Annotated in this window: 6 protein-coding genes; 2 read left to right on the top strand and 4 right to left on the bottom strand. The window is 68.5% G+C overall.

Annotated elements, in window-relative coordinates:
- Positions 1-7 precede the first annotated feature (7 nt).
- Together GF068_RS23145 and GF068_RS23150 are read right to left on the bottom strand one after the other, a co-directional pair.
- The gene (locus GF068_RS23145) at positions 8-5,956 is read right to left on the bottom strand and encodes a type I polyketide synthase (RefSeq protein ID WP_153821599.1); all 5,949 of its coding nucleotides are present in this window, start codon (positions 5,954-5,956) and stop codon (positions 8-10) included.
- A 219-nt stretch (positions 5,957-6,175) separates the two neighbouring features.
- A complete protein-coding gene (locus tag GF068_RS23150) occupies positions 6,176-6,598 on the bottom strand; it encodes a hypothetical protein (RefSeq protein WP_153821600.1) in 423 nt (140 codons plus the stop codon).
- Positions 6,599-7,644: 1,046 nt separating this feature from the next.
- On the opposite strand from GF068_RS23150, the gene GF068_RS23155 reads away from it, so the two are divergent.
- Positions 7,645-9,066, top strand: a complete 1,422-nt coding sequence (locus GF068_RS23155) for a PilZ domain-containing protein (RefSeq protein WP_153821601.1) — start codon at positions 7,645-7,647, stop codon at positions 9,064-9,066.
- On the opposite strand, the gene GF068_RS23160 is transcribed toward GF068_RS23155, so the two are convergent.
- A complete protein-coding gene (locus GF068_RS23160; RefSeq protein ID WP_153821602.1) occupies positions 9,063-9,509 on the bottom strand; it encodes a hypothetical protein in 447 nt (148 codons plus the stop codon). The two genes, GF068_RS23155 and GF068_RS23160, sit on opposite strands and share 4 nt — an antisense overlap.
- Positions 9,510-9,665: 156 nt before the next feature.
- Between GF068_RS23160 and GF068_RS23165 the strand changes: the two genes are divergently transcribed.
- Positions 9,666-10,805 (top strand): S8 family serine peptidase, encoded by a 1,140-nt coding sequence (locus GF068_RS23165; protein WP_153821603.1) that lies wholly within the window; start codon positions 9,666-9,668, stop codon positions 10,803-10,805.
- Positions 10,806-10,808: 3 nt separating this feature from the next.
- Here GF068_RS23165 and GF068_RS23170 read toward each other — a convergent pair whose 3' ends face one another.
- Positions 10,809-11,846 (bottom strand): sulfate ABC transporter substrate-binding protein, encoded by a 1,038-nt coding sequence (locus GF068_RS23170; RefSeq protein WP_153821604.1) that lies wholly within the window; start codon positions 11,844-11,846, stop codon positions 10,809-10,811.
- Between the last annotated feature and the right edge of the window lie 3 nt (positions 11,847-11,849).

The raw sequence follows: 11,849 nt of genomic DNA on the forward strand, positions 1-11,849 counted from the left end.
GGTGGGGTCAGCCGGGCTCGTCCTCGTCGAGCGCCAGCCGGAGCATGCGGGCGAACTCCACCACGGCGGGCTCGAAGAGGGCCTCGAAGTGGTTCCCCGGCATGTCCAGGATCCGCACAGGGCGAGCGCAGAGCGCCCCCCAGCCGAAGGTGGGATCGTCGGGCGAGAGTCCTGCGACGGCGATGTGATCGACCGTGTGCCGCGCGCGCAGCAGCGTGATCGCCCCGCTGTAAGGCGACGGCTCGTACGATTGCATGGCGCTGAAGTGAGCCCGGTACATCCGCAGCTTTTCCCTGGACTCACCCTGCTCGGGCGGCAACATCAAGATCTCGGCGAGGATCGACGCGAGCTCCGCGACCTGTTCCTCGTGGCCGAGCCGGCAGAACGCGTCCTCGTCGTCGATGGGCATCGAAAAGAGCCGAGCCACGCGGAGCAGGACGGTCCCTGGGTCGTCCGATTGCCGTAACACCGGCATGTCCACGAGAACGAGCTTTTCGACCAGCTCCCCGCTGCGCGTCAACATCTGGGCCATCTCGAAGGCCACCATGGCGCCAAAGGAGTACCCGCCGAGCCGATGAGGGCCGCGGGGCCGCACTTTGCGTATCTCCTGGACGAAGCGGCTCGCGATGAGCTCCACGCGATCCGCCACGGGTTCGTCGGTATCTACGCCGGGGACGTTGAAGCTATAGAATGGGTGAACCTTCCCGAAATGGTGGACGAGCGACTGGAAGACGAGGCCGGTGCCGTTCAGCGGAGGAGCGAAGAAGAAGGGGGGTTTCGAATCCTCACGGACGAGCTCCACGAGCAGGCCCTGCCGGCCCGGCGGGCCGCTCGGATCCGCGCCCTCGCCGCCCGGGGGGTCGTCCTTGCGCAGCGTGCCGAGGACACGGCGCGTGATCGATTCGATCGTGGGGTGATGGAGCAACGTGGTCACGGGCAGGGTGACGTGCAGCGCATGGCCGACGCTGGTGAGGAGCTGGACGCCCATGATCGAATCCAGGCCGAGCGAGGACAGCTCCGCGCGGTCGCTCTGCGGCAGCTCTTCGAGGCGAGCGCCGAGGACCCGCGCGACCTCGCGGCGCACGACGATCTCGACGAGCCGCCGCGCCTGCTCGGGCTCTGCGGCGGCGATGCGCTTGCTCAAAGCGGCGGCGCCCGAGCTCGCGCCGCGGACGGCGACGAGCCCTTCGAGCAAGGGCCGCCCCATGTGCGCGCGATGGGATTGCTGGAAGAGCTCCCAGTCCACCCAGGCGGCGATCGCAGCAGGCGTCCCCTCCGACGCCATTCGCTCCGCGGCCTGCCACGAAAGCGACGGAGGCATACCTTGAAGCCCCGCGGCCAGGATGTCCTGCTGGAGCTCCGTGCGACCGGGCCGCTCTTCGTGGGGGAACGCGATGTACGCGGTTGTCGCGGGCAGCCCGCGGCGCCGACGATGACGCGAGATACCATCGAGGAACGCGGCCGCGACGCCGTCGGATCCGAGCCCCTCCCAGCCGAGCGCCGAGGCAGCCGAGGAAAAGACGATGAAATAATCCAGCGCGACGTCCCTCGTGAGCGCATGCAGGGCCCAGTGCAGGAGCGTTTTCGTGCGAATCGTCTCGTGCAGGGCCTGCGTGGCGTCCCGGCTCGTGAGCCGGCACGGAGTGCTGTCTTTGGCGCCCGACGCATGGACGATCCCCCCGATGGGGAGAGGGGCGCGAGAGAATGCCAGGCGCAGCGAATCCGTGTCCGCCGCGTCGGCGTGCGCGACGATGATCTCCACGCCTTGGGATACGAAGCATCGAGACAACCTGCCGAGCTCATCAGGAGCTTGGGGGTCCGCGCCGGTCGTCGGCTCGATCCACAAGAACGAACGCGCGCCGAGCTCGACGAGCCTGCGCATGGCCTCTTGGCCGAGAGCGCTTTGCGCGCCTGTCAAGACATGGGTGCGGTCCGAACGAACGTCGAGGGGTCGAGCGACGGGGATCGGGGCCCGCGCGAGCCGCGCCACGTAGCGCTTCTCGGCGCGCAGAGCGACCTGATCCTCGGCGCTCGACGACAGGAGCGCCTGTGCCAAGCGCGTGATCTCCGCTCCGTCGGTGTCCGGCCCGGGATCGAGGTCGATCGAGCCGCCCCACATGTCCGGACGCTCCAGCGACAAGGCATTTCCGATCCCGCAAAGACCCGCCTGGGCGAGCGCCACGTCCGTATCCAGGACGGGTCGTGCTCCGCGCGTGACGAGCCAGAGCTTCGGCACCTGTACCTGCGACGCGAGCCGGTCGATGACACGAAGCGCGACGGTCGTATTTCGACACGCCTCACGCTCGAACGTCGACGGCGTGAGTGCGTCGTTGGAGGTCGCGTCGAGCGCGCCCAGGTACACCACGCCCGTGAAGGGCCCGGAGACACCAAGCACCATTTCGAGTGGCAGGACTCGTTCCTCCAGATCCGCGGCGGGCACGATCGCGGTCATGTCGCCCCCGACGTCGAGCTGCTCGGCGAGGGCGCGGCCCACGCCTCCAGCGTCCGCCACGATGAGCCATCGTCGCTTCGTCGCAGGGCGCGGCGCGGACGGTGGTGCGTCTCGCCAAACCTGTTCGACGAAGGCATGCTCGAAGGGGTCTTTGCCCGCGGCGCGGAGCGCGGACGCGGGGTCCTGCGCGCGAAGGTCGATCCGTCGCGCGGACGCGGTCACGCACCCCTCGCCGTCGACGAGCTCGGCGCTCACGCGGCCGGACCACGCGTCGTTGGTCACCCAGTTCAGCCGTAACCACGCGCGGCCATCCGCCTCGGCCGGGCGTACGGAGACACCCTCGACGGAGTCGATCATCCAGGCTCTGCCGTGCGCGGCGGGGTGGGTGATCGACGCAATGGCAGCCGCGGCACGCACGAAGGAGCTCGCGGCGCGGTTCCTCGTGATCGAGACGCGCGCGAGCGTCTCCTCGGGCTTGCGCCAGAGCTGGTCGATGTGCAGGGCCTCGGGGCCGAGGCCGAGCGCCTCGAGCCGCGTCTCCCAGAGGGTCGAAGGCACGCTTTGCCGTCGACCGGGCCGCATGCTGGGAGGCGCCACGTCGTCGTCCTCGTCCGTGGACGGTTTCGGACGAATGGCGCCGCTCGCCACCCGCTTCCACGCGCGTCCGTCGGACGCCTCGAAGAAGATGCCCATGGACGCCGCGCTCGTGCCCTCCGGCGTCACGATGACTTGCATCGTGGTTGTCTCGCCCTCGGCGATGATCGGAGGATCGCCGAGGGCGAGGCCGATCTCCCAGGGACCGTCGCCGAAGATTTCCCGGCCCGCGGCGATCGCGACCTCCACGAGCCCTCCTGATGAGAGCGAGGACGTCTCCACGAGGCGCTGCACGCCGAGCCCGCCGCGCCGCGCGTCGTCGAATGTCTTCTCCCATGCGCGTACGTCGGGCTGATCCGCGCGGGGGGCGAGGGGATGACCGAGGAGGGGATGGCCGTCGGGGTGGGCCTCCACCGGCGTCTCGATGGTTGGCGAGCCAAACCAATAACGTTCTCGTTGAAATGGATACGTGGGCAGCCCGACGCGGCGATAGGGGTGCGGCGCGTCGAGCTGATCCCACCGCGGCTCGATCCCCCGCACGTAGAGGCTGGCAAGGCAATCGAGGAGCGCGCGCGCGGGCGGCGCGTCGCCGTGCAAGGACGAAAGGAGCTCCGGGGCCGCGTTCGCGCGCGGCTGTGCGTCCTGGGCCGCGCGCTGGCGGCCAATCCGCACGAGCGCGACGAACGCCGGGGACGAGAGCGCCCGGAGGCCCGCCTCGGGATCCGGCGCGTCGTGAACCTGCCGCTGCCAGTACGCGGTCGTGGCCAGGGAGGAGACGGTGCAATCGCCGCCCAGGCTCGGGAGGAAGGTGCGCCGCGGAGAGGCGAACCTGATCTTCGAAAGCGCGGCGGCGAGCTCGCCGGTATCGCCGCCGTCGACGAGCCGAGCGCGAGCCATGGCGAGCGCGAGCGCGTCGTCGTACTCGAGCGCGCCGGCGGCCCACGCAGCGACGCACTCACCCGTGCCCACGCCGAGCACGCCGGAAGGCTCGATGCCCCACGCGCGAAATGCCTCGACCAGGGCGCATTGCAGGACGAAGAGCGCGAGCTCGCTGTCGACGGCGCTGCCCGGGGAATACGCGCCATCGTCGCCCTCCAGCAATCTCGAGACGCTACGACCGAGCCGCGCGCGAACGGCGTCGTCACCGCGGCGCAGCGCTTCCTTCAGCGCCGGCGGGGCTTGCTCGATCGAGGGAATGGATCCCACCGCGTCGGCGGGGCTCCCCGTGAACGAGAAGCCGATGCGCCTCCGAGCCGATGCCTTCTCGAGGCGCCCCGTGAGGTACCCGCTCCGGACATTTTTCACGAAATCGCTCAGGCGGCCGAGCGCCTCGGAATGGCTCGAAACGACCGCAGCCCAGCGATGCTCGAAATGCGAGCGTCCAGCGCCCAGGGTATGACAGACGTCCCCGAGGTGCTGCTCGGGGTGCGCCGCGAGGTGGCGGAGCATCTGCTCGGCCCGATCCCGTAGGCCCTCGGCCGTTTTCCCCGAGAGCACGAAGACGTGCGCCGGTCGCTCTGGCTTCCCTGCTTCGCGAGAGGCCGGGGGTGGCTCCTCGAGGATGACGTGCGCGTTCGCCCCGCTGAGCCCCGTCGCGCTCACGCCCGCCATTCTCGACGATGGGCCCGGCGCCCATTCTACCTCGCGGGTCGGAAGGACGAAGGGCGTGCCCTCGATCGAGGCGTGGGGGTTCAAGGCTTGGAAGTGGAGGTTCCTCGGCACGAGCCCGTGGTTGAGCACGAGCGCGGCCTTGATGAGGGACGCCATGCCGGAGGCCGCCTCGGTGTGGCCGATGTTCGTCTTGATCGAGCCGAGCACGCACGCCGAGCCGTCCTCGCGCGGCTTCCCGAGCGCCTCCTTCAGCGCGTCGAGCTCGATGGGATCACCCATGGGAGAGCCATTGCTGGCGACCTCGACGTACCCGATACGCTCGGGCGGCACGCGCGCATCCTCGAGCGCGGCCTGGATCACGGCGGCTTGCGCCTGGACGTTCGGGGCCGCCAGGCTCGTCGAGCGGCCGTTTTGATTGATCGCCGAGCCGCGCACGAGGGCCAAGATCCTGTCTCCGCGCCGCTTTGCATCCGAGAGCCGCGAGAGCACGACGACGCCCGCCCCCTCCGAGCGGACGAACCCGTTGCCGCTTGCGTCGAACGTCCGGCAATGCCCGTCCGGGGACAAGATCTGGAGCGACACGAGCTGGCGCGAGACCTCGGCGGAGAGGATGACGTTCGCGCCGCCCACGATGGCCATGTCGCACTCGCCCCGGCGCAGGCTCTGGCAGGCCAGGTGCAGCGCGACGAGGGACGAAGAGCACGCGGTATTGATGCTCATGCACGGGCCGCGGAGCCCGAGCACGTGCGAGATCCTGCTCGCGGCGAAGGAGACGGCATTTCCCGTGGGAATATAGGGGCGGGGTTCGACTGCCGTCGCCGTGATGCGCTGAATGTAATCGTGCGACGTGATCCCCATGAATACGGCCGTCTTGCTGCCGAACAGCCTTTCGGGCGTGATGCCCGCGTTCTCGAGGGCCTGCCAGGTCACCTCGAGCAGCATGCGGTGCTGGGGATCGGCGTCGGCAGCCTCCTGAGGGCCGAGGCCGAAGAACGACGCGTCGAACGCGTCGATGTCCTCGATTTGCCCAGCCCAGCGCTCCACGGGGAAGGGGGACGACGTTTTATGGCCCCAGCGCTCCTCCGGGATCTTCGTCACGACGTCGATTCCCGAGAGGAGTATCCGCCAGAGCGCCTCGGGGCTCTCCGCGCCGCCGGGGAATCGACAGCCCATCCCCACGATCGCGAGGGGCTCGGTGCGGGAGCGCTCCACGGCGGCGAGCTTGGACTCCAGCTTCTCGATGGCCAGGAGGGCACGTTCGAGCGTGGAGCCGCCGGATGGGTGCCGCGTCGTCGTCATACGAGACCCCCGATGCCGCGCTAAGGCATCGCTTGTAATGATGCGTGGCGTTCTGCCAGCTTGTCCGCCGCGAGCGCCCTCGGGTTCGTCACGGGACGAGGGGGGTGGTGCGGTGTCGAATCATCCCGATGAAGGTCGCCGGGCGTGACCACGTGCGAATGATGCTCCGGCCGCGGGCCGATGCTCGGCGCGAGGAGCTCACGCGGCATGGCGCAGCGCTCAACCGCCCTTCGCGTACTCGAGTCCGACCGCGACGAGATCGGTATTGAACTTTGCGTACCAGTTCTGGATGAAGCTGCCGATCTTGGCTCGGTGTTCTTCACTCGCGAGGGGCACGAGCAGGTTGTAGATGACAATCGCATTCATGGTGACCTGTCCCACGAGCGCGGACAGGGGCTGTCCTTGGGACAGGATCCCGGGCACCACGGAGTTCAACCACGTATCACGAACGTCGGACCCCCGGGCCTCGAGCTCCTCCGCGATCATGGCGCCGGTCCCGTCCACCATCTGGATGAAATCCTCGAACGTGTACGACTTCACCGGCACATGCGGATTCTGCTGCAGGGCTTGCAGGGTACGCTCTGCGAGCGGAATCCTGTTTTTCTTCCACAGCTCGACGACTTCAGCAGCCCACGATTCCATGCCTCCTCCTACCACGGGGCTCCGTTGCTCACAAGAGCCCTCGAACGCCGGGTCAGGAGCTTCCCCAGCGCCCACGCCAGGGCAGAGGAGGAGGTTCGTCATGACGGGGTGGGACGCGAAACGGGAGACCATGTACCATATCACACGTAAACCCAAGATTGAATGTGGTTTGTGTCACACAAAACTTGGTTGACGAATGTGTCGATTTGTGGTGGCGGCGTCGACGCGTGGCTCCCGAGGTAGGGCGCTGGCACCTGCGCCGTCCTCCTCGGCCGCCAGCTTCAGCCATCAGCGCGCGGGGAGCCTGGTCGGGCTCGATCACACGGTGCCGCTCGCCATCGCCGCGACCGACACGGGGGGCCGGCAGGAGCATCTTTTCGGACCGATGCTTGGCCAGAGGCGGTCGGATTCGAAGCCGCCCCACCCCCCGACCGCAGCGCCAAAAGCGTGTTCGTGTCGTATCGGAGAGCCCCCGTGCTCCGACCCGCAATGTGCCTGCCATTGATATCCGTCTCGGAGGTTAGGTTTTTCACACGTCGTGACCATGAGTCATGAGATTGGCGCGGCGCCTTCACCGCCGAAATTTTGCCCAAGAGGCGCACTTGAATGTACTTGACGCGGATGTACACCGGGGAGACGCTCGTGAAGAGTCGTGAGGCGCGAGGCGCGCACCGTGGGCTCGGGCGAACGACGGGGGCCGCGCGAGCCGCGGCAGGCATCGGTCACAACGCACCATTGCGGCGAAAAAAATCGCCCCGCAGCGAGCGGTCGGTGGTGGCATCCTGGGCGCGCTGACGGCCCGCGGGTGCGCGCGGCCGATCGGCCCCCAGTCCGCGCTTCTTGCTTGGCAGATCGAGACCGACTGAGATAATCGTTTAAGATGGAGCGTCGGTACGAAGCGACTGCGACGGACAGGAGGAGAGGTCCGTAACGATTGCCGGACGAGGGTCGAGGGCGACGGCGCCGAGCGCCCAGGTTCGTCCGAGCCGCGCGGATCGATTGTGCGCGCGTCTTTCCACACCGGGACGTTGTTCGAGGGCATCCCCATGGGTACGCACAAGCAGAGTCGAGCGCGTTTCGATGAGCAATTCGGCGACGACCGCGGAGGCGGGCCCGAAATCATCGACCTGGAACCCTGCTCGCACCCCGGCACCTCGGTCATAGCGCCTCCTTCGCTCGCCTGCCGCGTCCAGCACGGGCAGCAGTCGTTCGTGGCGTCGGTGTCGAACATCAACGAACGCGGCCTCTTCATCCCTGCGGCGAGTTCTCCCGCCCCCGGCAGCGTCGTCACCATTCATCTGGTTTGCCCCGGCGGCGAGGACATCGTCGCCGAGGGCGAGGTCCGCTGCCACGGCGCCGACGCGCGCCCCATCGCGAGCACGCCCGGGTTCGTACTCCGATTCACCAGGGTATCGAGCGGCGACGCGACGCTGCAGCGGCTCGGGGAGCTGCGAAACGACCTCCTGCGCCGAGCAAACGACGCGCCCTCGCGGCTCGTCCCGCTCCTGTTCCTTCCGGAGTGCTCGTTCGTTGCGATGAAGGAGCGGATCGGCAGGTATCCGCTATCACCGCTGCTCGAATCCTTCATCCAGGAGTATCAGGCGGTGGGTATGCCCCACAGGAACAAATTCCTGTGGAAGTCGACACGAATGGGGATGGATGTCGTGATGTTCCCCTCCGTGAGCCACGATCTGAAGCCGCTGGTGAACGACATCAAGACCCTCGGCGCCATGGCCGACGTCCTGCTCGACGACCTCGCGGATGAGCAGCAGGATCGCGAGCGGCTCGAGCAGCTCATCGCCCTCTTTGGCCGCCGCCTGACGGGGCAGGGGACGGCGCCCGTCCCCGCCGCCGATCCCTACCTCGAATTCGCCTCGTCCCTCTGGGAGAGGATGTGGGACATGATCGAGCGATTGCCGAGGTATTCCGAGTTCTGCCGGGTGCTCCAGTACGACTGGCACCAGGTCATCAATTCGATGCGATACTCGCTGCTCGTCAACCAGATTCCCGCGCTGCAGAATGCGGCCGAGCACGACGCCTACGTGCCCCACAACATGCACATGATGTGCAATGCGACGCTCGATCTGATGTGCTCGCCCGAAGTCCCCCTGGCCGAGCTCGGCCAGCTCCGGAAGGTCGCCCTCCTGGCGCAAGAGCTCGGGCGTATCGGCAACATGGTCACCACGTGGGAGCGGGAGATCCTGAGCCGGGATTTCACGAGCGGCGTGTTCGCGCACGCGGTGGAGCAAGGCGTGCTTTCGGTCCGGGAAATCGAGAGCCAGCCGCCGCGGACGCTCGCCAGCCAGCTCCGCGACTCCGGCGTCGAGACCAAGCTGCTCTTGACCTGGGAGCGAAAGCGGGCCGAGGTGCTCGGGCTGCGGAGCAATACGAGCGTCGACCTCGAAGCGTTCGGGGAGATCCTCGACGAGATGCTGGCGATTCAGCTCGCCTTGCGGGGGATCATCTAGCGCAGCGGGCGCATGCTGCTCACCGGGCCGCCGCGCACCGTGATGATGCGGGTGACCCAGGTGGCGAAGAACTTGGAGAGCCAATCCATGCTCTCGTCGCGGATGTCGGCGTCCACGTTCCGGCCCACGTCGTCGGCGATGAGGACCATCATGCCCACGGTGACGTGGACCATGCTGTCCACGCGCTCCCCGGCGGCCACGAGCGACGGAATGATGGCCTCGAAATACATCGTCGCGATCTCGGGCGGATCGCGGCCCTCCAAGGCCTCGGTGATCATCGCCATGTACCCGTCGATGATCTGCGCCAGCGCATCTTGATCGTATTCCGGTCGCGCGACCGGAATGAGCTCCTGAGAATTCCTGATTGCAATCTTCAGGGCTTTAATGTAGACTTCCCTGCGAGACTGCAGGAGCGCCAGCAGCTTGGGGCCAAAGGCCAACATAGGGCCTCAGGGTAACGTTGTTAGCGCGCTCATGTCAAGCTGCTCATTCGCCGCGCACGTCGGTGCTGGCGGCGCCGGCGCGCGCCAAACCTCGCGAAATCCGGGGCGACGTCCATTGCCCTCCCCCCCTCTTCGGTGCCACAACCCTCCGCTCCGATGGCCCGCCCCCAGCTCCTCTCGATCCCCGAGCGCCTCGACGCCAACCCTCGCTTCACCGGCCGCGGCGTCGTCATCGCCCTCGTCGACAGCGGCTTCTACCCGCACCCCGACCTCATGCGCCCGAAGCGCCGCATCAAGGCCTACGCCGACGCGACGCGCGACGAGGCCGTCGCCGACGACTTCTTCACCCCGCGCGCCGCGTCCTGGCACGGCACGATGACCGCCTGCACCGCCGCGGGCAACGGTTACGTTTCGGGGGGCAGGTACCGCGGGCTCGCGTCGGAGGCCGAGGTCGTGCTCATCAAGGCGATGAGCAGCGAGGGGAAAATCACGGGCAAGAACGTCGCGCACGCGATCCGCTTTCCGTTGCGATACCCGCACCTCAATATTCGCGTGCTCAACGTCTCGCTCGCCGCGCCGTCGAACGACCCCGACCTCGCCGAGGTCGAGGCCGCCGTCGCCGAGGTCGTCGCCGCGGGGATCACCGTCTTCGCCGCCGCAGGCAACACGCCCGGCCGGCCCTCGCGCGCGCCCGCGTCCGCGCCCGAGGCGATCACCGTCGGCGGCCTCGACGACAAGGGCGAACGTGAAGGCGACGCGTCGCTCTGGCCCTCGAGTTACGGCACGGTCCGCCCGGGCCTCGACAAGCCGGACCTCGTCGCCCCCGCGATCTGGGTGCCCGCGCCGATGCTGCCCGGCACGCTCGTCGCGCGCGAAGCGGTCGCGCTGTTCCAGGTGCTCTCCGTGCTCGAAGAGCTCTCGGTCGAGCAGGGTTTCTCCGAGCAGAAGCAGCGGGCGAGCCACGAGGAGCGGAGCAGCGTGAACGGGCTCATCGACGCCGTCTCCGCGCGGATCAACCGGCAGAAGTACATCGGCGTCGACTACCAGCACGTCGACGGGACCTCGTTCGCCGCGCCGATCGCCGCGAGCGTGGCGGCGCAGATGCTCGAGGCGAACCCCGAGCTCACGCCCGCGCAGATCCGCGAGGGCCTGCTCGCCACGGCCGCGCCGATGCCGCAGTTCCCGAAGATCCAGCAGGGCGCAGGCTTCATCCGGCCACGTCAGGCCGTGATGTGGGCGCAGCAGAAGAAGCAGGACAAGTCCGTCGCCGTGGTGGAAGAAGGCGCGCTCGAATAGCGCTCACGGCTCCGCGTACACGCTCTCCCACGTGCGCGGAAAGACGCCGTCCTTCGCGAAGAGCTTCGGCTGGGCCTCGTCCCAGCCGCCGAGATCGTCGATCCGCGCGGGGGCTTCGACCTCGGGGAACGTGAGCGCGTGCGCGGCGCGCACGGCCGGGTCGTCGCTGCGGAAGCCGTACTTCGCGAGGATGTGCGCGGCTTCGTTGGAGCTCAAATAATCGACGAAGGCCTCGGCCTCGGGCAAGAGGCCGTGCTTTTTGGCGTTCACGTCGACGACGGCCGCCATGACCTCGACGACCATCGCCCCGGGGGGGATCACCATGTCGTAGGTGCGGCCCGCGGCGCGGCCCGCGAAGACCTCGCTCTCGTAGGTGACGGCCACGTCGCCGACGCCCCTCTCGAAGGTGATGAGGCTCTCGCGCGCGCCCTTGTCCATGATCGCGACGTTCCCGAGCACGCCGCGGAGATATCCGCGCGCGGCGCCCTCGTCGTTCGCGGCGACGCCCGCATGTCCGCGGAGCGCCGAGGCCCAGAGGGCGCTGACGTTCCACATCGCGCCGCCGCTCGTCTTCGGGTTCGGCATGAGCACGTCGAGGCCGGGGCGCGCGAGATCCGAGAAGCCCGTGATGCCCTCGGGGTTGCCCGGACGAACCGCGAGGGCCACGACAGAGGTGGTGAAGGCGCCGCGCCTGCCGCGCGCGCGCCAGTCGTGCGTGATGAGGTGCTCCTTCTCGAGGCGCGTGACGTCGGGGGCGAGCGCGAGCACGACGACGTCGGCAGGAAAGCCGGAGGCGACGGCGCGAGACTGCGCGCCGCTCGCGAGGTACGAGGCGCGCACGCGGAGGCGCTTGCCAGTACGAGCCTCGTAGCGGGCCCGGAAGGCGGGGAGGAGGCCACGTTCGAACGCGTCACGCGGCGCGGAGTACGCGGCGAGGACGAGCGTGACGTCCGCCTCGGGTTCGCGGCGCGTGCTTCGGTCCGAGCACGACGCGAGCCCGAGGAGGACGACGAGCGCGAGGGCGAGGCGCGCCCAGCGCATCGC

Source organism: Polyangium spumosum (genome assembly GCF_009649845.1).
Taxonomy (GTDB): domain Bacteria; phylum Myxococcota_A; class Polyangia; order Polyangiales; family Polyangiaceae; genus Polyangium; species Polyangium spumosum.